Here is a 21,163-nt window from a genome sequence, read left to right as displayed (position 1 = left end):
CGGCGCTGGGGCTTTCAATCCCAACTCGCAGCGCCATAGAATGCGCGCGCGTTCAGGAGGCCCACGCATGGACAGCGCACTCACCCAGTACATCGAGTTCGGATTCCGCTGGCTCCACTACCTCGCCGGGGTCGTGTGGATCGGCATGCTCTACTACTTCAACTTCGTACAGACGCCGTTCTTCGGCACCGAGCTCGGCGGCAGCGTGAAGCGCGACATGACCCGCGGCCTCGTGCCGACCGCGATGTGGTGGTTCCGCTGGGGCGCGATGTTCACGTTCATCTCGGGCTGGCTGATCGTGCTGATGCAGCTCGGCCACGGCGTCGCGCTGAGTGACGGCTACATGACCCGCATCCTGACCGGCGGCCTGCTCGGCACCGTGATGTGGGCAAACGTGTGGTTCGTGATTTGGCCCGCGCAGCGCGACTTCGTGATCAAGAGCGCGGAGCAGACCGCGGCGGGCGGGAAGCCGGTCGATGGCACGCCGGACAAGGCCGCGCTCGCGGCTCGCACGTCGCGCACCAACACGATGTTCTCGATCCCGATGCTGCTGTTCATGGGCTCCGCTCGACACGCGCCGGGCGGCTTCAACGACGGCACGAACGACGCGATCTACTGGGTGGTGTTCGCAGTGCTCGTCGGTCTGCTCGAGTTCAACGCGATCGGCCCCGCGGCGCCGGCGCGCCAGAAGTACCTCACGACCGTCTCGGGCGTGATCCACTTCGGCCTCGCGCTCTCGGTGGTGCTGTTCGGTGCGGGGCTGCTCATCAACAGCTAGCCCTAGCAAGCTCGACTCATGCAATCGCCGCAGGAGCCCGCGCGTTCCTGCGGCGATTGCACGTTGTGCTGCACGGTCTTGCGGGTCGACGAGTTGAAGAAACTCGGCGGCATCTCGTGCGCGGCGCTCGGCGCCCGCGGCTGCACGATCTACGCGCGTCGCCCGCACATCTGCCGCGCGTACCAGTGCCTCTGGCTGCAGGGAAAGCTCGACATCGAGGATCGCCCCGATCGCTTGGGCGCCGTGCTCGACGTCGTGTTCGAGGGCGCGCACAGCGTGCTCGCGATTCGCGAGGCGAAACCCGGCGCGCTCGCCGCCAGCGCGCGGCTGCGCGCGATCGCGGTGCGCTACCGCGAGGCGATGCCCGTGCGCATCAGCGGCGTCGAGGACGTGCTCGCGAGCGACGCACCCGTGCGAACTCTCCTCCCGGGCGGCGAGGAGCTGCTTGCGCGCGGCGAGGTCGTGACGCGCCTGCGCGACGGGCGCGAGCTGGACACCACGCGCGCGCCATGGCTCGAGCGCGGGCTGCGCCGCCTCGCGCTCGCGTGGCAGCGCCGGCGGATTCGCGGCTACGGGGACGGCTCTGCTGCGGTCCGGGGGCGCGACGCCTAACTTGCCCGCTTCGCACCGAGGCCCCCGCGCGTGACCGTTCCCTACGAATCGATCCCGAATGGCTGGTTCGCCGTCGCCACGACGCGCGAGCTCAAAGCGGGTCGCGTGCTCGAGAAGAAGTACTTCGGCCGCGAGTGGGTGATGTGGCGCGACGCGAGCGGCGCCGCGGTGATGAACGACGCGTACTGCCCGCATCTCGGCGCGCACCTCGGCGGCGGCAAGGTGCGCGGCGACCGGCTGCACTGCCCGTTCCATGGCTTCGCCTATGCCCGCGACGGCGCTTGCGCGGCGACGCCCGATGGCCGCACACCTCCGCGCGTGCGCCTCCGCACGCTGCCGCTCCGCGAGAGCAACGGGATCGTGCTCGCGTACTGGCACGCGGAGGGCGAGGCGCCGCACTGGCAGCCGCCTGCGATCGATCAGCCTGGCTTCACCTCGTTCAAGTTCCTGCGCCGCGCGTTCCGCGGTCACCCGCAGGAGATTTGCGAGAACAGCTCCGACCTCGTGCACTTCGGCCCCACGCATGGCTACGGCGATCCGCACGCGACGCGCGAGCCGCACGTCGACGGCCACGTGCTCTACGTCGACTACGCGATGAACCGCAGCCTCGACTTCCTCGGCATGCCGAATCGCCGCGCGCCGCTCGTCTTCTCGGCGGAGGTGTTCGGCCTCGGCTTCTCGCGCGTGCACGCGCGCATGCCGAGCATCGGCGTCGAAGCGGACTTGTTGGTGATGCCGACGCCGATCACGGCGAACGAGGTCGAGCTGAACTTCGCCGCGCGCGTGAAGAACCCGCGCGTCCCATTCGTGGCGCCGATCCTGCGCCAGCTGTTCGTGCGCGGCTACACGAGCGACCTGATGGCGGACGTGCCGATCTGGGCGCGCAAGCGCTACGTCGCGCGGCCTTCGCTGATCGAAGGCGAGCAGCCGATCGCGATCTATCGGAAATTCGCGCAGCAGTTCTACAGCGAGCCTGCAGAGCCGAAGCCGCTCGCGCCGGTGAAGCGCGTGGGCTGAAGGCCGCGGGCGTCACTCGCAGCCGAGCGATCCCAGGTAGGCCGCGAGGGCGGGCAGCTCCGGCTCGAGGTGCGGCAGCGGCGCCATGCCCTGCGTGTCGCGCTTGGGCGTGTAGCCCGGCGGGTACTCGTTGCGGATCACTTTCGCGGTGAGCAGCTCGAGCGAGGCGCAGGCGATGGCGGGGCCGACCGGGCCGTCGAGCTTCGCGTCGCGCGCGTGGCAGGCGGTGCAATTCGTCTCGAACACGACTTTGCCGCGCTTGATCGCTGCGGCGTTCGCATCGCCGCCGCCGGAGTCACAGGCGGCAAGCAGCGACAGCGCGAGAAGTGCGGCGAAAGCGGACAGCGTGCGCATCGGACCTCCGAAGGGGCGCGCAGCGTAGCTGCGGCAAGCGGCGCGTCTTCGCGCGCAACGCGCACGCGAAGCAGAGCTGCAGGCAGCGCGGAGGCGAGCAGAGGGCGACCGGGCGAGGTGTAGGATCGCGCGCATGGCGCAGACGAAGTCGCGGTTGCTCACGCGCGCGAACGCGCTCACGGGTGTGCGGCTCGTGCTCGCGCCGTTGCTCGTGTGGGCGCTGTGCGAGCGCAGCGCTGGGCTCGCGCTCGCGGCGTTCGCGCTCGCGGTCGGCACCGATCTCGCCGACGGACGCGTGGCGCGGCGCTTCGGTGAGGCGAGCCCGCTCGGCGGATTCCTCGATCACGTCACGGATGCGCTGTTCGTGTCCGCCGGGCTCGGCGCGCTCGCATTGTTAGGGATCGTGCCCGCGCCGCTGCCGCTGCTCGTGCTCGCCGCTTTCGCGCAGTACGCGCTCGACTCGCGCGCGCTCGCGGGCCGCCCGCTGCGCGCGAGCGCGCTCGGGCGCTGGAACGGCATCGCGTACTTCGTGCTGCTGGGCATTCCCGTCGTACGCGACGGCCTCGCGCTCGCGTGGCCCACGGACGCGCTCGTGCGCGCGCTCGGCTGGGCGCTCGTCGCGACCACGCTGCTCTCGATGCAGGGTCGCCTCGCCGCACTGCGCGCCACTCGCTCTCGGGAGGTCGCGTGATGCGCGTGCGCCTCGCCGTCGTTGGCGCCTGGTTGGGCGCCGCGCTCGCGGTGAGCGCACAGGACGAGCCTCAGCGGCTGCGCGCGCGGCTCAACGTGAACCCCGCGGAGTACATGGAGTGCGACCCCACCGCGTTCGCGCGCGGCCAGCAGGTGCTGCTCTCCGGCGGCGGCTTCGTGCCGCGCACGCCGCTCACCGCAGTGCTCGAACAGGACGGCGGTGAGCGTCCGTTCCCGCCGCTGCGCGCGACTGAACGCGGCACGCTGAGCGCGACCGTTGCAATTCCTGCGCAGGCCACGCCAGGCGAGGACGCGCGCATTCGCGTGGAGGGCGCGGGTGATCATGGTGGGCCGCGCCTGCTCACCTCGCTCCACCTGAAGATCTTCGCCGACATGGGCGATCGAGATGGCGACGGCGTGAAAGACATGTGCGACACGTGCCCGGATCTCGCGAGCGAGAACCAAGCCGACGACGACGCCGACGGCCGGGGCGACGCGTGCGACAAGTGCCCGCACGACTCTTCGGACGACGAGGACGGCGACGGCCTGTGCGCGGACGTGGACCCGAATCCGTACGCGCCGGAAACGAAGTGACAGTCCGCTCGTCAGGCCGACTTCACACGTTCACGCGCGGCAGGATCGCCATCACGATGATCTCGATCACGACCCCGAACAGCATCAGGTAGAAGACGTTGCGGACGAGCATTTCCGGCGATTGGGCTTTGGCCACGGTTCGAGCCTCCCGCGAGGGAAGGACTGCAGCGCTCGTGCCAACGCCGTGGCGGCGCACGGCGCTCACGCGCGGGAACGACTGCGGCGCAGGACCGCAGTTGGGCGGGGCGCTTCGGGAGACGCGCCCCAGACGCCGTGATCAGGCCTTGGCCTGAGCCAGCTCCGCGTTCGCCTTCGGCAGGAAGATCGCGCCGATCGCGGCGTTGAAGAGCACGAAGAAGTTGTGCATGACGAGGCCGAACACCGCCATCTGGGCGGTGTGGTCGGGGAAGATCACGGTCCACATCGTGACGGCGGCGGCGCGGAACGGGCCCGGGATGAACGTTCCGAAGAAGATCACGGGCAGGAAGCCGAGCATGTCCGCGAGCGGGATCTCGACGCCGAAGAGCGCAGCCGACTTCGAGTAGACGTAGACCGCGGCGAGCAGCGCCGGCGAGCGCAGCGCGAGGATCGCGAGGTACCGGTGCGGGCGCGCCTGGCGGAACGCGTGGAAGAGCTGGCGTTCGCGCAGCGCGACGCTCGCGAAGGCGGGCAGCCGGAAGAACGCGACGATCGCGGCGACGAGCAGCACGGCGACGAGCGCGATCGCGGGAATCCAGTGGAACAGCCCAGGCAGCCGGTCCCACGTGAGCTGAACACCGAGCGCCGCCCACAACAACAAGTAGAGCGGCTCGCACAGCATGATGAAGAGCAGGCTCGACGCGACCTGCCAGCCGGGCACGCCGTGCTTGTGGTTCAGGTACCAGCCGATCGCTCCCTTGCCGACCTGCTCGTTGAGGATCGAGATGATGTACGCGCTCGCGCGAATCGGCAGCAGCTCGCGGTACGAGACGCGCGTGTTGAACCAGTTCACGACGCGCCACAGCACGGCGGTGTCGACGAACAGGTAGAGCAGCGAGTACGGGATCATCAGCCCGAGCCACGCGGCCCAGTCGATCGACGCGAAGATCGAAGCGAGATACGCGGGCACCGATTGCCCGGGCGGCGCGCCGCGACCGATGCGCGTGTAGAGGTAAGCGAAGCACGCGAGCGTGATCGCCCAAGGGATCGCGTGGCGGACGATGCCGCCCTTCGGCTTCGGCGCGCCCTCGGTTGTTACGGGTTCGCTCATGCGGCGCGGTTCTCCGGCGCGAAGGTGTGGGAGAGCGTGTCGGCGAGCGGCGTGAGCGTGAGCCCGAGGCGCTGCGCGGCAGGGCGCGGGTCGATCTGGTCGTCGTGCTCGAGCACGCCGAGCATCGCGCGCGTGACGGGCGGCTCGGCGAGGCGCTCGAGCAGCGCTGCGGCGCCGAACGCGAGCGCAGCGGGAATCGGCACCACTGCGGGCGCGGGCTTCCCGAGCACGCGCGCGATGCGCACGACCAGTTCGCGATGCGTGAGCGACTCCGGGCCCGCGAGGTCGAGCGCGACGTGCCCGTCGCTGCTGTCCGCCGCGCCGAGCAGAAGCGCCGACACGATGTCGCGCGTGTCGATCGGCTGCTCGCGCGTGGCGCCGCCGCGCACCATGAACGCGACGCGCGCACGCGCCTGCGCACGCAGCGCAAACGCCGCGATCTCACCCGGCCCGAGCACCATCGGCACGCGCAGCACGGTCGCGGGCGCGCGGCCGCCGAGCAGCAGCGCATCCGCGCGCCCCTTCGACGCGAGGCACGCGTTCGCGGAGTCGGGGCGCGCGCCGAGGATGCTGAGGCACACGATGCGCCTCACGCCCGCGCGCTCCGCTGCGCGCGCGACGGCCTCGCAGCTGCGCTCGTGCGCGTCCACGTACTTCGCGCTGCGCGTTTCCTTGAGAATGCCGACGAGATGGATCCACGCCTCGCAGCCCTCGGCGGCGCGCGCGAGCGCGTCCACGTCGCGCACGTCGAGCACGCGCACGTCAGCGCCGAGGCCCGCGAGCGAATCCGCCGCGCGCTGCGAGCGCACGAGCGCGCGTGCGCCAGCTGCGCGAGCGACCAGGTTCTGTCCGATCCTGCCGTTGGCGCCGGTGAGAACGAAGCGAGGCATCGTGCTCGCATAGTGGCATCGGGCTGCGCTCGTTGCCTCACTTTGTTTGCAGGTGGCCCTCACTCAAGCGGGTCGCAAGAGAACCTCCGTGCGCCGAGAGGGCTCGCGCGCCACACGTCTGTACAGTCGCCCGGTGGAAAAAATCCCCGACGAGCTGCTCTCGCGTTTCGTGCAGGGCGTGAACCTGGTGCCTGGGCGCCTGCGCGATCAGCTGGGCGAGGGCCCGACGTTGCTCGCTTTCTTGCGGCACTTCGGCTGTCCGTTCTGCAAGGAGACGATCGCGGGGCTGCGCGAGGCGACGCTGCGAGACGCCCGCTACCCGGCGGTGCTGTTCTTCTATCAGGGCTCGCCGACCGAGGGGAAGGCCTTCATGCGGCGCTACTGGCCCGAGGCGCGCGCGGTCGCGGATCCCGACGCGCAGTTCTACGACGGCATTGGCATCGGGCGCGGCGGGATCATGCAGCTGTTTCATCCCGGTGTCGTGCCGGTGTTGTTACGGGCGCGCGCGCAGGGGCTGCTCGACGAGCCGGGCGAGCGCGGTGTGGGCGACGCGCGGCGCATGCCCGGCATGTTCCTCGTGCGCGGCGCCGAGATCGTTTGGGCGCACCGCGCGCGGCACCAGGCGGATCACCCCGAGTTCGCGCGAATTCCCGAGCTCGCCGGGATCGCGGCTCGCTGAAGCGCGAGGAGAATTCGTGCGCAGGCTCTCGCCGCTGCTCTTGGCCCTGACCAGCGCGCTCGCGGGGTGCGCGGCTTCGCCTGCGTTCGATCCCGTGACGATGGACGCACCGCGCGGCGAGCCGCCCGCGGAGAGTCCGGAGCTGCAGTTCGTTTCCGCGGGCGCGCACCTGAACGCGTACGCACACATCGCGGCGGGGCCGGGTCCGCATCCCACGGCGGTGCTGCTGCATGGCTTCCCCGGCAACGAGCGCAATCTCGATCTCGCGCAGGCGCTGCGCCGCGCGGGCTGGAACGCTCTCTACTTCACGTATCGCGGCGCGTGGGGCAGCGGCGGCGAGTTCAGCTTCGGCAATGCGCTCGAAGACGTCGCCGCCGTCGTCGCGACGCTGCGCGAGCCCGCGTTCGCACGGAGGTATCGCGTCGACGCGCAGCGCATCGTGCTCGTCGGCCACAGCATGGGCGGCGCAGCGGCGCTCGTGTCGGCGGCGAAGCTCGACGCGGTGAAGTGCGTCGCGTCGCTAGCGGGCGCGAACTTCGCAGCGCTCGGCGAACGCGCGAGCGCGAGCCCGGAAGCGGCAAAGCAGACGGCGGCGCTCTTCCAGAGCTGGGGCGAGGGGCGCATTCGCGACATCTCGGGAGCGGCGATGCTCGAGGATCTCGTCGCGCATCGCGTCGAGTACGCGGCGACGAGTCATGCGGAAGCGCTCGCGCGCAAGCCCGTGCTGCTCGTCGCCGGCGCGCGCGACGACGTGACGCCGCCAGCGCAGCACCACGCGCCGCTCGTGGCCGCGATCCGCGCGCAAGGCGGCGCGCAGCTGCGCGAAGTCGAGCTCGGCTCGGACCACGCGTTCTCGGACGCGCGCATCGCGCTCGCGCGCACCGTGCTCGACTGGGCGCAGCGCGAGTGTCTGCCGCGCCTCGCGGGAGACTGAGCGCGTGTTCTTCCCGCTCCGCGACGAAAACCCGACGCTCCGCGCGAGCATCGTCACGATCGCGCTGATCGGCGCCAACGTCGCGACCTGGGCGCTGCTGCAGGGGCTCGGCTTCGACTCGCGCGCCCTCGCGCTCTCGGTTTGCGAGCACGGCGCGATTCCAGGTGAGCTGTTAGGGCGCGCCGCGCCGGGAACCGCGGTGCCGATGGGCGACGAGCTCAGCTGCGTGATCGAGGCGCCTGCGCGCTGGAGCACGGTGCTCACCTCGATGTTCATGCACGCGGGCTGGCTCCACCTGATCGGCAACATGTGGTTCCTCTGGGTCTTCGGCGACAACGTCGAGGACGCGATGGGGCACGTGCGCTTCCTCGCGTTCTACGTGCTGTGCGGGCTCGCCGCGTTCGCCGCGCAGGCGGCCTCGGACCCCGCGAGCCCGGTGCCGATGGTCGGCGCGTCGGGCGCGATCGGCGGGGTGTTATGGGCGTACGCGCGCCTCTATCCGCGCGCGCGCGTCCACATGCTCGCGGTGTGGCTGATCTTCGTGCAGCGCATGGTCGTGCCCGCGGTGGTCGTGCTCGGGCTCTGGTTCCTGCTGCAGATCGTGAGCGGCCTGCCGACGCTCGGCGCGACCGGCGGCGGAGGCGTCGCCTTCTGGGCCCACGCCGGCGGCTTCCTCGCCGGCTTCGTCGCGATTCCGTTCTTCGCAGGGCGCACGCGAAGCGGCGCGACCTTCTAGCGACTCGCGGAGTCGGGAGACGCCGACGCGCAGCGATTCGTTGGGACCCGCGCATCCGTGGGAGCGCGTCGGCGAATCTTCCACGTTTACTTCGCATCGGGCTCGTGGACTCGCCCGCTGCTGCGCGCTTCGCCGACGCGCATCCGCCATCCATTCACGCTCATGCGCGGAGGCGCGTCGGCGAATCTTCCTCGTTGGCTTCGCTCGCCTCCGGCTCGCTGCGCGCTTCGCTTGCGGCCTCGGCCGACCTGCTTGGGAGTAGCGGTCGATGTCGAGGGCGCTCTGGCTGCTGTTGCGGCGCGTCAGCCTTCGAGTCGGCCTCGACGATCGCCTCACGCTCGTTGCGTCAGGGAGTTCTCGGCTCCGGTCGCGAAGACACGAAGGGCCGCGCGGCGTGTGCCACGCGGCCCTTCTGGAAGCGCGAGCCGTTAGCGGCGGCTCAGCAGGTCGCGAATCTCGGTCAAGAGCTTGACGTCCGCCGGGGGCTCGGGCGGAGCCGCCGGTGCGGCCTCTTCCTTCTTCTTCGCCGCGTTCATCGCCTTGATGATCATGAACAGCACGAACGCGATGATCGTGAAGTCGATCACTGCCTGAACGAACTTCCCGATGCCAAACGGGCCGGCCTTGATCGCGCTGAAGTCGACGCCGCCCAGCACGATGCCGATGATCGGCGTGATGAGGTCTTCGACGACGGACGAGACGATCTTTCCGAACGCGCCGCCGATCACGACGCCGACCGCCAAGTCGACGACGTTTCCGCGCATCGCGAACGCTTTGAATTCCTGGATCATGGACATCGGGCAATCCCTCCTGTTTCGGCCCAACAAGTCGTGAGCCGGCGCACCCTAACAGTGTTGCCTCACTCGCCCGGTGCGAACTTGCGAAATGCGAATAGGGGGACGAGCCCGCGGCTGCCATCACAACGCGGGAGACAGCGACACCACGATCGATTTGTACGCCGGCGTGAAGCTCTTCTCCGCGAACTGCCCGATCGGCACGAGCGCGTTGGCTTCGGGGAAGTACGCGGCGGCGCAGCCGCGCGGCAGTTCGTAGGGGCGCACGCGGTAGCCGAGCAGGCGACGCTGCTCGTCGCGCTCGCCCGCCGGCCAATGACTCGTCACGTCCACGCGTTGCCCCGACGTGAGGCCGAGCGCGGCGATGTCCTCGGCATTCATCAGCACGACGCGGCGGTCGCCTCGCACGCCGCGGTAGCGGTCGTCGTCCGTGTAAACCGTGGTGTTGAACTGGTCGTGGCTGCGAATGGTCATTAGGACGAGCCGGTCCGCGGGCACGTCGAGCCTCGGGACCGGGACGGCGCGCAGCTCGGCTTTGCCGCTCGGCGTCGCGAACCTGCGCTCCGCGGGCGGGCGCGGCAGCACGAAGCCGCCCTCGCGCACGCGCTCGTTCATGCGCTCGCAGCCGGGCACCACGCGCGCGATGCGCTCGCGGATGCGGTCGTAGTCCGCGACGAATTGCTCCCACGGCGTCGCGCTCTTCTCGCGCAGCGTCGCGCGAGCGATGCCGGCGACGATCGCGACTTCGCTCATCAGGTTCGGCGACGCCGGCGCGAGCGTGCCCTGCGAGCGGTGCACGGTCGCCATCGAGTCCTCGACCGTCACGAACTGCGCGCGCGCATTCTGCACATCGCGCTCGCTGCGCCCGAGGCACGGCAGCAGAATCGCCTCGCGGCCCGCGACGACGTGCGTGCGATTCAGCGTGGTGGCGACGTGCACGGCGAGCTCCGCGCGCGCGAGCGCTTCCTCCGTGTAGGCGGTGTCGGGGCTCGCAGCCGCGAAGTTCCCGCCCATCGCGAGGAAGAACCTCGCGCGGCGCTCGTGGAGCGCACGAATGGCCTCGATCGTGGTGAAGCCGTGCGCGCGCGGCGGCGTGAATGCGAACTCCCGTTCGAGCGCGTCGAGGAACGCGACCGTCGGACGCTCCCAGATGCCCATCGTGCGGTCGCCCTGCACGTTGCTGTGGCCGCGCACCGGGCACGGGCCCGCGCCGGGCTTGCCGATGTTTCCCCGTAACAACAGGAGGTTCATCACCTCCTGCACGTTCGCGACGCCGTGCGCGTGCTGCGTGAGCCCCATCGCCCAGCACGCGATCACGCGCGAGCTCGCCGCGTACAGCTCCGCGAGCTCGCGCATCTCGCTGCGCGCGATGCCCGAGCCGCGCTTCAGCTCCTCGAAGCTCGCGGCATCGAGCGAGGAACGCAGCGCCTCGAAGCCGGTGGTGTGCTGCTCGAGGAACGCGGCGTCGAGCACCTGGCCCGGGCGCTCCGCTTCGAGCGCGAGCAGCTCCTTCATCACGCCCTTCAGCAGCGCGACGTCGCCGCCCACCTTCACCTGCACGAAGCGATCGGCGAGCTTCGTGCCGCTGCCGAGAATCCCGCTGAGTTGTTGGGGATGCTTGAAGCGCACGAGCCCGCGCTCGCGCAGGGGGTTGATGCTGACGATGCGGCAGCCGCGCTCGGCGGCCGCGGCCAGCGTCGTGAGCATGCGCGGGTGATTGCTGCCGGGGTTCTGGCCGAGCACGAGGATCAGGTCGGCCTGCTCGAAGTCCGCGAGGCTCACCGTGCCCTTGCCGATGCCGATCATCTCGCCGAGCCCGCTGCCGCTCGACTCGTGACACATGTTCGAGCAGTCGGGCAGGTTGTTCGTGCCGTACTCGCGCACGAACAGCTGATAGAGGAACGCGGCTTCGTTGCTCGTGCGGCCCGACGTGTAGAAGACGGCTTCGTTCGGCGACGCGAGCGCGCGCAATGCTTCGCCGATGCGCTGGAACGCCGCGGTCCACGAGATCGGCACGAAGCGCTCCGTGCCCGGCCGGCGAATCATCGGCTCGCTGAGGCGCCCGTGCGCTTCGAGCTCGCGGTGCGAGTGCTTCAGCAGCGCGGGCACCGTGTGGTTGAGGAAGAGCTCGCGCGTGACGCGCTTGCGCGTCGCCTCGTGCGCGACGGCCTTCGCGCCGTTCTCGCAGAACTCGATGGGCCCGTGCTCGTGACCCTCGGGCCACGCGCAGCCCGGACAGTCGAACCCGCTCGGCTGGTTGACGATGCGCAGCGCCGGCAGCGTTCTTGTTAGGCCCGCGGCGATCGCGTGCTTCGCGGTGTGAAGAACTGCGGGGAGACCGCCAGCTGCCTCGTCGTCTCGCGCCATGCGCGCATGGTATGCGCGCGCGCAGCGAGAGTCAGCGCGCGCGGCGGTCGGCGGCGACGGGCCGAGCCGCGCGAGCTGCCCGCTGCGCTGCGCGCGCCGCCAAGCCGCGTTGGGGCGCGGCCCCGCGGCACGTGCGCTCAGCGCGCGGGTGCGCGCTTCACGATGCCGCCCTGCACGACGACCTCAAGGCGCTCGAGCCGCGTGATGTCGCTCAGCGGATCGCCGCGCAGCGCGATTACGTCGCCGAAGCGCCCCGGCGCGAGCGCACCCACGCGATCCTCCCAGCCCATCGCGCGCGCAGCCACCGAAGTCGCGGACTGAATCGCCTGCAGCGGCGTCATGCCGCGCGCGACCATCACGCGAAACTGGCGCGCGTTCTGCCCGTGCGGAAACACGCCCGCGTCCGTGCCGAAGGCGATCGTCGCGCCAGCTGTTAGGGCGCGCGTGAAGGCCTGACGCTGCGCCTCGGTCGTGTCGAGGTTCTTGCGCAGGAAGTCCGCGGGCCAACCCTGCGCGCGGCCTTCGCTGTCGATGTAGTCGCCGTTGTAGACGTCCATCACCAGCACCACGCCGTGCTCGCGCGCGAGGCGGATGCCCTCGTCGTCGATCAGCGAGGCGTGCTCGATCGTGCTCGCGCCGGCGAGGATCGCCTCGCGAATCGAGCGCGCGCCGTGGGCGTGCGCCGCCACGCGTGCGCCGCGCGCCAGTGCGACCTCGACCACCGCGCGCAGCTCCTCGGGCGTCATCTCCGGCGCGCCGGGCTCATTGCCGAAGGCGAGCACCGCGCCCGACGCGATCACCTTCACGAGGTCCGCGCCGAGCGAGAGGGCGCGCTCTGCTCTCGCGCGGAACAGCTCCGGTCCCCGCGCCACGCCCATGCGCACGCGCGCCGGGATGTCGCCTTCCGCGACATCGGGGAGCCGCAGGTCCCCTCCGCCGCCCGGAATCGTCAGGTACGGGCTGCTCACCTGCATGCGCGGCCCCGGGTACTCGCCGCGCGCGATCGCGTCGCGCATCTCGCGGTCGTAGCCGTCGACGTACGTGCCCACGTTGCGCACGCTCGTGAAGCCGGCGGCGAGCGTGGCCGCGGCGTTCTCGCGCGCGAGCGGCAGCTGCTCCTCGCGCGTGCGCGTGAAGTAGACGCGCAGGTCCGCGGTGTCTTGCGGGCGATCGGTGAGGTGCGTGTGCAAGTCGATGAGGCCGGGCAGACACGTGTGCTCGCGCAAGTCGAGCGTGGGCAGCTTGCGCGCGCTGCGGGGGATGCGGCCGACGTCGGTGATGCGCCCGTCGCGAATCACGATCGCGATGTCGCGCCGCACGCGCGGCGAGACGCCGTCGATCACGCGCCCGCAGCGCAGCACGAGCGAGCCGCCGAGCAGCTCGGCGCTCGCGCCAGTGGAGAGCAACAGACACAGCAGGGCGCTCAGCGTTCGCGGCATCGGGTCGCCTCCGGCATGACGCGCAAGGGAATCGCCGGTCCGCTGAAAGAGGGCAAGGCTGAGATGGCCGCAGGGCTGGCGCGGGCGTTGTGCTTTGCGCGCGTGGGCGATACCGCTCGCGCATGGCGATTCCCGACGGCTACCACGTTCTTCCGCGCGGCAAGCTCGCCAACGTCGTGAGTTGCCTCGAGATGAGCGCGCCGCCGAAGATGCGCGGGCGCGGATTCGCGCCGGGCCTCGCGCTCGAGCCCGCGAATCGGCGCGACCTCACCGCGTACCGCGCGCTGTTTGCCGAAGTCGGCGCCGACTACCTGTGGTTCTCGCGTCTCGTGATGCCCGACGTGGAGCTGGCGCGCATCCTCGGCGACGAACGCTACGAGCCGTACGTGCTGCGTGAGCGCGGGCGCGCGATCGGGATCCTCGACCTCGACTTCCGCGACGCCGGCCAGTGCGAGCTCGCGTTCTTCGGCCTAACAGCTTCCGCGATCGGCACCGGCGCCGGCGCCGCGCTGATGGACGCCGCGATCGCGCGCGCGTGGTCGCAGGCGATCGCGCGCTTCTGGGTGCACACCTGCACGCACGATCACCCGAGCGCGCTCGGCTTCTACCTGCGCTCGGGCTTTCGCGTGTACGAGCGCCGCGTCGAGGTGCACGACGACCCGCGCGTGAGCGGTCATCTGCCGCGCAGCGCGGCGCCGCAGATTCCCCTGATCGAGGCGTAGTCGGTCCGCGCCCCGACTCGCGCTAACCACTCGCGCCACCTCGATTCGGAGCGCGCACGATGGGACCGCTGCAGGGCCTGCGAGTCATCGATCTCACGGACGACCTAGGCCGCTTCGCGACGAAGCTGCTCGCCGAGATGGGCGCCGACGTGGTGCGCGTCCACGACGGCGCGGGCGTGACGCACGGGCCGGCGATGAACGCGCCCTCGGCGAACGCGCGCGGCGGCTTGCTCGACTGGTGGCTCGACGCGAGCAAGCGGATCGTGCCGCTGCAGCTGGGCACCGCGCAGGGCGCGAGCGCCTATCGCCAGCTCGCGAGCGGCGCCGACCTCGTGGTCGAGACGCTCGCGCCCGGCCGCCTCGCCGCGCTCGGCCTCGACTACGCGGACCTAACAGCTGCGAACCCGCGCCTGGTTCACGTGAGCCTCACGCCGTTCGGCCGCACCGGCCCGCGCGCGGGCTGGGTGGCGAGCGATCTCGTGACGGCCGCACTGAGCGGTGTGCTCTCGGTGTGCGGAACACCCGAGCAGGCCGTGGTGCCGTGGGGGCGGCAGAGCTTCGCGGCGGCGTCGATCGTCGCCGCGCTCGCGGGCCTCGCGTGCGCGCGCGCCGCGCGCGAGACGGGGCGCGGAGAGTTCGTCGACATCTCGGCGCAGGAGGCGGTCACGTCGAGCCTCGAGCAGCCGTGGTTCCAGTTCCACTACGACGACGTGCAGCCCGGCTTCGCGAAGATCGCGCCGCGCCAGGGCAGCCTGCACTGGTCGCGCGGCTACCTCGTGCTGCCCGCGAAAACGGGCGCGTGCATGATCACGCCCACGCCTGCACCCGCGGCGCTGCATCAGTGGCTCGTGGAAGAAGGCGTGCCCGGCGCGAAGGAGCTCGTGCCGGCAGGCGAGCAGGTCACGCTGATGCACCTGCCCGCGCTGGTCGGCCTCGCCGCGCAGTTCGCGCTGAAGCACGACGCGAAGTGGCTGTTTCACGAGGCGCAGAAGCGCCACCTCGCGTGGGGCCAGGTGCAGACCGTGCGCGACCTCGAGGCGAACGAGCAGCTCGCCTTCCGCGGCGCGTTCGTGCCGGCGCAGGGCGACGCGAGCGTGCGCCGCGGCCGCTTCCCGATCGTGTTCGGCGGCACGCCGTGCGCTGCGCCTGCGGGTCCAGCTCAGAGGGCGCTCGATGAGGTGCTCGCCGCCTGGACGCCGCGCGCGGCCGTAACAACTTCGGCGCCGCCGAAGCGCCGGCCGCTCGAAGGCATGCGCGTGCTCGACTTCAGCTGGGTGCTCGCGGGCCCGTTCGCGTGCCGCATGCTCGGCGATCTGGGCGCCGACGTGGTGAAGCTGCAGACCGCCGCGCGTGCCACCAGCGTGAACGATCCCAACGCGGGCTTCTACGCCACGTTCAACCGCTCCAAGCGCAGCGTCGCGCTCGACATGAAGGCGCAGGGCTCGCTCGCGATCATGCGCAAGCTCGTCGAGAGCGCGGACGTGGTGATCGAGAACTACGCCGCGGGCGTGCTCGCGCGCTGGGGCCTCACGTGGGACACGCTGCGTTCGTGGAACCCGCGGCTCGTGTACGTGACGATGAGCGGCTGCGGGCACGAGGGGCCGTGGAACGGCGTCGTCTCGTACGGGCCGACCGTGCAGGCGCTGTGCGGCCTGACGGCTCTCTCGAATCCGCCGGGCCGCGGCGACGTGGGCGTGGGCTACGCGCTGAACGACATGGCGGCCGGCGGGCTCGCGGCGCTCGCGGTGATCGCTGCGCTCGAGGCGCGCGAGCGCACGGGCGAGGGCCAGCTCGTCGACATCGCGCAGCTCGAAGTCGGCTCCTACATGGTCGGCGCCGCAGTGATGGACGTGCTCACGAACGGCCGCGCCGCCGAGCCGAACGGCAACGTCGATCCATACGCCGCTTTTGCCGTGAACGACGTGTTCAAAGCGAGCGACGGCGAGATCGCAATAACAACTCGAAGCGACGCCGAGCTCGCCGCATTGAGGCGCGTGACCGGCGGCGGCCCCGAGGCGCTCGCCGCGTGGTGCGCCGCGCGCAGCGCTGCGGACGCGATGCACGCCCTGCAAGCCGCGGGCGTGCCCGCGGGCCGCGTGCAGAACGCGCAGCATCTCTTCGCCGACGACGCGCAGCTCGCCGCGCGCGACTTCTTCCGCACGCTCGAATCGCCCGTGTTCGGCGTGCGCCCGCACGAGCGCTTCCCCGCTCTCTTCAGCGCGAGCGCGCTCGATCCCTACCTGCGCGCGCCGGCGTACGTGGGCGAGCACAACGTCGAAGTGCTCGGCGCGTGCGGCGTGAGCGAGGAGGAAGTTGCGGCGGCGATTGCGGACGGGCGGCTGGCGTGACGGCGCGGCATCAGTCGCGGCGTGCGCGGAGGCTGAGAAGCGCGACGGCTACGAGCAGCGTCAGAGCTGGCATCAGCGCTTCAGGGACGGCGATCAACGTCGTCTCGTCGAGTTGGACGCCTCGCGGCGAGAGGGTCAGCCGGCGCTGACTCGCTCCCGCGCGCCGTACACGCTCATCGAGTCGCCGCGCAGGAACGCGACCAGCGCGATGCCTGCACTCTCGGCGAGCTCGACCGCCAACGAGGTCGGGGCGGAGACGGCGGCGATCGCGGGGACTCGCGCGGCGAGCGCCTTCTGCACGATCTCGAACGAGACGCGGCCCGAGACGAGCAGCACGGAGCTTGTTAGGGGGAGCCGCCCGCCGCGCGCTGCCCAGCCCACGACTTTGTCGACCGCGTTGTGGCGGCCGACGTCTTCGCGCACGCACTGCAGCTCGCCGCGCGCGCTCACGAGCGCCGCAGCGTGCAGGCCACCCGTCGCGTCGAACACGCGCTGCGCCTCGCGGAGGCGCGCGGGCAGCGCCGTGAAGAACGTCGCAGAGAAGCGTGCGTCGCTCGCGAGTGGCGGCGCCGTCGCGAGCGCGCGCTCGAGCGAGGCCTTGCCGCACACGCCGCACGACGAGCTCGCGAACAGGTTGCGGCGCAGCGACTCCGCGTCGAAGGCGACGCCGGGAGCGAGCGTCGCGCGGATCACGTTGTCCGCGCGCTCGGCATCGCCGCTGCTCGCGTGATGCAGCGAGGTCACGTCCTCGAGGCGCGCCACGATGCGCTCGGTGACGAGAAAGCCCGCCGCGAGATCGAGGTCGTCGCCGGGCGTGCGCATCACGACCGCGATCTGCGCGCCGTTCACCTGCAGCTCGAGCGGCTCCTCGCGCGCGACGAGGTCAGGCTCCTGCGCAGCAAACTCGCCGCGCTCGATGCGCGTGCGCGTCGTCTCGCCAATCCGCTCGGGATCTCGCGCCGCCGTAGCTACTCCATCCCCAGCTCGAGCCGCGCCGCTTCCGACATCAAGCTCGGGCTCCACGGCGGCTCCCACACGAGATCGAGCTTCACTTCCGTAACGCCCGGCACACCGCGCACCTTCTCCTCGACCTCGGGCGGCAGGCTCTCGGCGACCGGACACATCGGCGACGTCAGCGTCATGCGAATCGCGACGGCGCCGCTCTCTTCGACGTTCACGTCGTACACGAGACCGAGCTCGTAGATGTCGACGGGAATCTCGGGGTCGTAGACGGTCTTCAGCACGTCGATGACGCTCTGCTTGATCTCGGTGACGTCCGCCATGCCGCGCTCCTACTCGGTCTTCGCCGCTTCTTGCTTGCCTTCGAGCGCGTTGCGCAGCGTGTGCCACGCCAGCGTCGCGCACTTGACGCGCATCGGGTATTCGCGCACGCCCGCGAACACGGCGAGCTTGCCGAGCGCAGCGCTCGGCTCCCCGCCCGCTGTCAGCAGTGCGTGGAATTCGTCGAACAGTCGCAGCGCCTCGGCGACGGGCTTGCCCTTCACGGCCTGCGTCATCAGCGAGGCCGACGCCGTCGAGATCGCGCAGCCCGAGCCCTGGAAGCCGATGTCGCGCAGCGTGTGATCGCCGACCGCGACGTGCACCGTGATCTTGTCGCCGCACAGCGGGTTGTGGCCGTCGGCGCGCGCCGTCGCGCCTTCCGGTACGCGGAAGTTCCGCGGCGACTTGTTGTGGTCGAGGATCGTCGTCTGATACAGCTCGCGTAGCTCGGACATACTGGGCTCGGTTGTTAGGAGAACAGCGCGATCGCTTTGCGGATCGCGGCGGCGAGGCGATCGAGGTCGTCCCGGTCGTTGTAGAGGCCGAGGGAGGCGCGCGCGCTCGCGGCGATGCCGAAGCGCGCGTGCAGCGGCTGCGCGCAGTGATGGCCGGCGCGTATCGCGACGCCCTCTTCGTCGAGGATCGTGCCGAGGTCGTGCGGATGAACGCCGTCCACCACGAACGAGAGCACGCCGACCTTCTCCCGCGCCGTGCCGATCAGGCGCAGGCCGGGAATCGCTCGTAACAGCTCCGTGCCGTACGCCAGCAACTCAGTCTCGTGTCGGTCGATCGCCGCGAGCCCGATCGAGTCGAGGTAGTCGAGCGCGACGCCGAGGCCGACCACTTCCGCGATCGCGGGCGTGCCCGCTTCGAAGCGCTCGGGAATCGGCGCGAAGGTCGTCTTCTCGAACGCGACGCTCGCGATCATCCCGCCGCCCGTCATGAACGGCGGCATCGCTTCGAGCACGCGCGCACGGCCCCACAGCGCGCTCGCGCCGCTCGGCCCGTAGGCCTTGTGCCCGGAGAATGCGTAGAAATCGCAGCCGAGCGCGCGCACGTCGACGGGAATGCGCGGCGCCGCCTGCGCGCCGTCCACCAGCACGAGCGCCCCGTGCGCACGCGCGAGCTCACAGATGCGCGAAATGGGGTTCAGCGTGCCGAGCACGTTGCTCGCGTGCGCGACCGCGACGAGCTTGGTGCGCGCCGAAACGAGCCGCGCGAACGCTTCCATGTCGAGCGCGCCATCGTCGAGAATCGGCGCCACTCGCAACGCAGCGCCGCGTTCCAGGCACAGCTGCTGCCATGGCACGATGTTCGCGTGGTGCTCCATCTCGGTGATGAGCACCTCGTCGCCGGCTCGCACGTTCGCGCGGCCCCATGCGAACGCGACGAGGTTGATCGCCTCGGTGGTGTTGCGCACGAACACGATCTCGCGCGCCTCGCTCGCGCCGAGGAAGCGTGCGACGCGCGCGCGCGCCGCCTCGAAGCGCTGCGTCGCGAGCGCGGAGAGCTCGTACACGCCGCGGTGGATGTTCGCGTAGGAGTGCGCGCTGAACTCGGCGACGGCGTCGATCACCTGCCGCGGCTTCTGCGCGCTCGCGCCGGTGTCGAGGTAGGCGACGCGCTTGCCGCGCGAGAGCCGCTCTAACACGGGGAAGTCGCGCCGACTCTTCGCGACGTCGAGCGCGGGCGCGCTGTTCACCGCGGCGCTCACGACTTCGCATCCTCGGCGACGCGATGCGCGAACTCCGCGCTGCATTCCTCGCGCAGCGATTCCGGGAGCGCGTTCAGAATCTCCGCGGCGAAGCCGTGCGTGAGCAGCGCGCGCGCCTCGCGCTCGCCGAGGCCGCGCGAGCGCAGGTAGAAGAGCGCGTTCTCGTCGAGACGGCCGATCGCCGAGCCGTGGCTGCACTTCACGTCGTCGGCGTAGATCTCGAGCTGCGGTTTCGTGTCGATCTCGGCGCCGTCGGCAAGCAACAAGTTCGGGTTCGACTGCGCCGCGTTCGTCTTCTGCGCGCCCGGCCGCACGATCACGCGCCCGCGAAAGACACCTTGCGACGCGCCGCCGAGCACGCCCTTGTAGAGCTGGCGGCTCGCGCAGTGCGGGACGGCGTGGTCCACGAGCGAGTGGTTGTCGACCACGCGTTCGCCCGTGCCGAGGTAGAGGCCGTCGAGCGTGCACTCCGCGCCCTCGCCGGCGAGCACCACCGAGAGGTCGTTGCGCACGAGGCGGCCGCCGAGCGTCACGACGCGGCTCGTGAAGCGCGCGTCGCGCGCGAGGCGAACCGCGGTGAGCGAGGCGTGAAACGCTTCGTCGTGCTCGCGCTGCACGAGCGTGAGATCGACCTGCGCGTTCGGCGCAGCGTCGACCTCGATGATCGCGTTCGTGAAGTGTGCGGCGCGCGCGCCAGCCGAAGTGCAGTCGAGCACGACTGCCACGCGGCTCCCGCGCGCGGCCTCGACGCGAAGCCGCGGGAGCGAGATCAGCGCGCGTTCGCTCGCAGATGCCGCGAAGGCGAGCGCGATCGGCGCGACGTCAGCACTCGCGGCGCTGCGAATCACGAGGCCGTTCTCGACGAGCGCGGTCGCGAGAGCGGCAAGCGGATGCTGCTTCAGGTCGACGAGATCGCCGAGGCCCTGCGCCGCGGCATGCTCCCTGAGCGAGGTGATCTCGCCGCCGCCTCCCATGACCACCGGTGCCCACGCCGGCGCGAGCGCGAACTCGTGCGCTGCCAGCGCGGCGAGGTTCGTGTAGCGCCACTCCTCGCGTGACGTGTCGGGCAGCCCCGACGCCGCGAACGCCTCGCGGCCGGCGCGGCGCAGAGGCGCGAGCGCGTCGCTGCGCTGCGCTGCGGCGTCGCACAGCGCGAGCAGGCGCGCGTTCGCTGCGGCGAGCGCGCTCACCGCGCGGCCCCGGCGCTCGGCGGCTCTTTCTCGAGCCAGCCGTAACCCTTCGCTTCGAGCTCGAGCGCCAGCTCTTTGCCGCCGCTCGTCGCGATGCGGCCCTCGGCGAGCACGTGCACGAAGTCCGGCACGATGTAGTCGAGCAGGCGCTGGTAGTGCGTGATCACGAGCATCGCGCGGCCCTCGCCGCGCAGATGATTCACGCCGCTCGCGACGACGCGCAGCGCGTCGATGTCGAGGCCCGAGTCCGTTTCGTCGAGGATCGCGAGCTTCGGCTCGAGCAAGAGCATCTGCAGCACTTCGTTGCGCTTCTTCTCGCCGCCCGAGAAACCCTCGTTCACCGCGCGCGACATCATTTCCTGCTTCATGCCGACGATCTTCATCTTCTCGCGCGAGAGCGCGAGGAAATCCATCGCGTCGAGCGTGTCCAGTCCGCGGTGGGCACGGACTGCGTTCACCGCCGCCTTGAGGAAGTAATTATTGGTGACACCGGGAATCTCGACGGGGTACTGGAACGCGAGGAAGATGCCCTCTCTCGCGCGCTCCTCGGGCGAGAGTGCGAGCAGGTCGCGGCCTTCGTAGTGCACGGAGCCCGCGGTCACCTCGAACGCGGGACGCCCCGCGAGCACGCCCGCGAGCGTGCTCTTGCCCGAGCCGTTCGGACCCATGATCGCGTGCACCTCGCCGGGACGGATCGTCAGGTCGAGGCCTCTCAGGATCGGCTTCTCCGCCACGCGCGCGTGCAGCCCGCGAATCTCGAGCAGCGGCTTCTTCT

Annotated in this window: 22 protein-coding genes; 10 read left to right on the top strand and 12 right to left on the bottom strand. The window is 70.9% G+C overall.

Features of this window, described 5'->3' with window-relative positions:
* Positions 1-67 precede the first annotated feature (67 nt).
* From FJ091_16810 to FJ091_16800, 3 genes are all read left to right on the top strand, one after another.
* Entirely contained in the window at positions 68-778 is a 711-nt protein-coding gene (locus tag FJ091_16810; GenBank protein ID MBM4385015.1) for a urate hydroxylase PuuD, read from the top strand.
* Between the two features lie 93 nt (positions 779-871).
* A complete protein-coding gene (locus FJ091_16805; protein MBM4385014.1) occupies positions 872-1,390 on the top strand; it encodes a hypothetical protein in 519 nt (172 codons plus the stop codon).
* Between the two features lie 30 nt (positions 1,391-1,420).
* Positions 1,421-2,407, top strand: coding sequence for a Rieske 2Fe-2S domain-containing protein (locus FJ091_16800; GenBank protein ID MBM4385013.1), 987 nt, complete (start codon positions 1,421-1,423; stop codon positions 2,405-2,407).
* Positions 2,408-2,419: 12 nt separating this feature from the next.
* Here FJ091_16800 and FJ091_16795 read toward each other — a convergent pair whose 3' ends face one another.
* On the bottom strand, positions 2,420-2,761 hold the full coding sequence (locus tag FJ091_16795) for a c-type cytochrome (protein ID MBM4385012.1): 342 nt from the start codon (positions 2,759-2,761) through the stop codon (positions 2,420-2,422).
* A gap of 133 nt (positions 2,762-2,894) precedes the next feature.
* Here FJ091_16795 and FJ091_16790 point away from each other — a divergent pair, with 133 nt between their 5' ends.
* A complete protein-coding gene (locus tag FJ091_16790; GenBank protein ID MBM4385011.1) occupies positions 2,895-3,452 on the top strand; it encodes a CDP-alcohol phosphatidyltransferase family protein in 558 nt (185 codons plus the stop codon).
* A complete protein-coding gene (locus FJ091_16785) occupies positions 3,452-4,045 on the top strand; it encodes a hypothetical protein (protein ID MBM4385010.1) in 594 nt (197 codons plus the stop codon). The genes FJ091_16790 and FJ091_16785 overlap by 1 nt, the downstream gene beginning before the upstream one ends.
* A 277-nt stretch (positions 4,046-4,322) precedes the next feature.
* Here the strand turns inward: FJ091_16785 and FJ091_16780 are convergent, their stop codons facing one another.
* Entirely contained in the window at positions 4,323-5,294 is a 972-nt protein-coding gene (locus FJ091_16780; GenBank protein ID MBM4385009.1) for a hypothetical protein, read from the bottom strand.
* On the bottom strand, positions 5,291-6,184 hold the full coding sequence (locus FJ091_16775; GenBank protein ID MBM4385008.1) for an NAD(P)H-binding protein: 894 nt from the start codon (positions 6,182-6,184) through the stop codon (positions 5,291-5,293). Before FJ091_16775 ends, FJ091_16780 begins: the two co-directional genes overlap by 4 nt.
* Before the next feature lie 133 nt (positions 6,185-6,317).
* Between FJ091_16775 and FJ091_16770 the strand changes: the two genes are divergently transcribed.
* From FJ091_16770 to FJ091_16760, 3 genes are read left to right on the top strand one after another with little or no spacing between them, the layout of a single operon-like run.
* Complete coding sequence (locus tag FJ091_16770) at positions 6,318-6,863, top strand: hypothetical protein (protein MBM4385007.1); 546 nt, start codon at positions 6,318-6,320, stop codon at positions 6,861-6,863.
* A 16-nt stretch (positions 6,864-6,879) separates the two neighbouring features.
* Positions 6,880-7,797: an alpha/beta fold hydrolase gene (locus FJ091_16765; GenBank protein ID MBM4385006.1), complete on the top strand. Its 918-nt coding sequence runs from the start codon at positions 6,880-6,882 to the stop codon at positions 7,795-7,797.
* Between the two features lie 4 nt (positions 7,798-7,801).
* Entirely contained in the window at positions 7,802-8,533 is a 732-nt protein-coding gene (locus FJ091_16760; GenBank protein ID MBM4385005.1) for a rhomboid family intramembrane serine protease, read from the top strand.
* A 428-nt stretch (positions 8,534-8,961) separates the two neighbouring features.
* Here the strand turns inward: FJ091_16760 and mscL are convergent, their stop codons facing one another.
* From mscL to FJ091_16745, 3 genes are all read right to left on the bottom strand, one after another.
* Complete coding sequence (gene mscL, locus FJ091_16755; protein MBM4385004.1) at positions 8,962-9,330, bottom strand: large-conductance mechanosensitive channel protein MscL; 369 nt, start codon at positions 9,328-9,330, stop codon at positions 8,962-8,964.
* A gap of 120 nt (positions 9,331-9,450) precedes the next feature.
* Positions 9,451-11,835 (bottom strand): FdhF/YdeP family oxidoreductase, encoded by a 2,385-nt coding sequence (locus FJ091_16750; protein ID MBM4385003.1) that lies wholly within the window; start codon positions 11,833-11,835, stop codon positions 9,451-9,453.
* Complete coding sequence (locus FJ091_16745; GenBank protein ID MBM4385002.1) at positions 11,832-13,133, bottom strand: amidohydrolase family protein; 1,302 nt, start codon at positions 13,131-13,133, stop codon at positions 11,832-11,834. Before FJ091_16745 ends, FJ091_16750 begins: the two co-directional genes overlap by 4 nt.
* Before the next feature lie 122 nt (positions 13,134-13,255).
* On the opposite strand from FJ091_16745, the gene FJ091_16740 reads away from it, so the two are divergent.
* Positions 13,256-13,855 carry a GNAT family N-acetyltransferase gene (locus FJ091_16740; protein ID MBM4385001.1) on the top strand — a complete coding sequence of 200 codons (600 nt, stop codon included), beginning with the start codon at positions 13,256-13,258 and terminating at the stop codon, positions 13,853-13,855.
* Between the two features lie 59 nt (positions 13,856-13,914).
* Positions 13,915-16,203, top strand: coding sequence for a CoA transferase (locus FJ091_16735; GenBank protein ID MBM4385000.1), 2,289 nt, complete (start codon positions 13,915-13,917; stop codon positions 16,201-16,203).
* A 135-nt stretch (positions 16,204-16,338) separates the two neighbouring features.
* Here the strand turns inward: FJ091_16735 and fdhD are convergent, their stop codons facing one another.
* Genes fdhD through sufC form a run of 6 tightly spaced genes read right to left on the bottom strand, consistent with a single transcriptional unit; the run spans position 16,339 to position 21,152 of the window.
* A complete protein-coding gene (gene fdhD / locus FJ091_16730; protein MBM4384999.1) occupies positions 16,339-17,145 on the bottom strand; it encodes a formate dehydrogenase accessory sulfurtransferase FdhD in 807 nt (268 codons plus the stop codon).
* A gap of 26 nt (positions 17,146-17,171) precedes the next feature.
* Complete coding sequence (locus FJ091_16725) at positions 17,172-17,486, bottom strand: SUF system Fe-S cluster assembly protein (GenBank protein ID MBM4384998.1); 315 nt, start codon at positions 17,484-17,486, stop codon at positions 17,172-17,174.
* Positions 17,487-17,495: 9 nt separating this feature from the next.
* A complete protein-coding gene (locus FJ091_16720; GenBank protein MBM4384997.1) occupies positions 17,496-17,939 on the bottom strand; it encodes an SUF system NifU family Fe-S cluster assembly protein in 444 nt (147 codons plus the stop codon).
* 14 nt (positions 17,940-17,953) lie between these two features.
* Positions 17,954-19,243 (bottom strand): cysteine desulfurase, encoded by a 1,290-nt coding sequence (locus tag FJ091_16715; protein MBM4384996.1) that lies wholly within the window; start codon positions 19,241-19,243, stop codon positions 17,954-17,956.
* Positions 19,195-20,388 carry a Fe-S cluster assembly protein SufD gene (gene sufD, locus FJ091_16710; GenBank protein MBM4384995.1) on the bottom strand — a complete coding sequence of 398 codons (1,194 nt, stop codon included), beginning with the start codon at positions 20,386-20,388 and terminating at the stop codon, positions 19,195-19,197. The genes FJ091_16715 and sufD overlap by 49 nt, the downstream gene beginning before the upstream one ends.
* Positions 20,385-21,152 carry a Fe-S cluster assembly ATPase SufC gene (gene sufC, locus FJ091_16705; GenBank protein MBM4384994.1) on the bottom strand — a complete coding sequence of 256 codons (768 nt, stop codon included), beginning with the start codon at positions 21,150-21,152 and terminating at the stop codon, positions 20,385-20,387. Before sufC ends, sufD begins: the two co-directional genes overlap by 4 nt.
* Between the last annotated feature and the right edge of the window lie 11 nt (positions 21,153-21,163).

The sequence above is a fragment of the Deltaproteobacteria bacterium genome, assembly GCA_016875395.1.
Lineage (GTDB): Bacteria > Myxococcota_A > UBA9160 > UBA9160 > UBA6930 > VGRF01.
The sequence above is the reverse complement of the archived record's forward strand: the minus strand, read 5'-3'. Positions and strand labels throughout refer to the sequence as shown.

Coding starts and splice junctions, on each gene's coding strand:
- FJ091_16735 (MBM4385000.1), top strand. CDS start 13,915: ATGGGACCGCTGCAGGGCCTGCGAGTCATCGATCTCACGGACGACCTA.
- FJ091_16715 (MBM4384996.1), bottom strand. CDS start 19,243: ATGCAGCGCGGAGTTCGCGCATCGCGTCGCCGAGGATGCGAAGTCGTG.
- mscL (MBM4385004.1), bottom strand. CDS start 9,330: ATGTCCATGATCCAGGAATTCAAAGCGTTCGCGATGCGCGGAAACGTC.
- FJ091_16780 (MBM4385009.1), bottom strand. CDS start 5,294: ATGAGCGAACCCGTAACAACCGAGGGCGCGCCGAAGCCGAAGGGCGGC.
- FJ091_16795 (MBM4385012.1), bottom strand. CDS start 2,761: ATGCGCACGCTGTCCGCTTTCGCCGCACTTCTCGCGCTGTCGCTGCTT.
- FJ091_16740 (MBM4385001.1), top strand. CDS start 13,256: ATGGCGATTCCCGACGGCTACCACGTTCTTCCGCGCGGCAAGCTCGCC.
- FJ091_16810 (MBM4385015.1), top strand. CDS start 68: ATGGACAGCGCACTCACCCAGTACATCGAGTTCGGATTCCGCTGGCTC.
- FJ091_16775 (MBM4385008.1), bottom strand. CDS start 6,184: ATGCCTCGCTTCGTTCTCACCGGCGCCAACGGCAGGATCGGACAGAAC.
- FJ091_16785 (MBM4385010.1), top strand. CDS start 3,452: ATGCGCGTGCGCCTCGCCGTCGTTGGCGCCTGGTTGGGCGCCGCGCTC.
- FJ091_16725 (MBM4384998.1), bottom strand. CDS start 17,486: ATGGCGGACGTCACCGAGATCAAGCAGAGCGTCATCGACGTGCTGAAG.
- FJ091_16745 (MBM4385002.1), bottom strand. CDS start 13,133: ATGCCGCGAACGCTGAGCGCCCTGCTGTGTCTGTTGCTCTCCACTGGC.
- FJ091_16720 (MBM4384997.1), bottom strand. CDS start 17,939: ATGTCCGAGCTACGCGAGCTGTATCAGACGACGATCCTCGACCACAAC.
- FJ091_16790 (MBM4385011.1), top strand. CDS start 2,895: ATGGCGCAGACGAAGTCGCGGTTGCTCACGCGCGCGAACGCGCTCACG.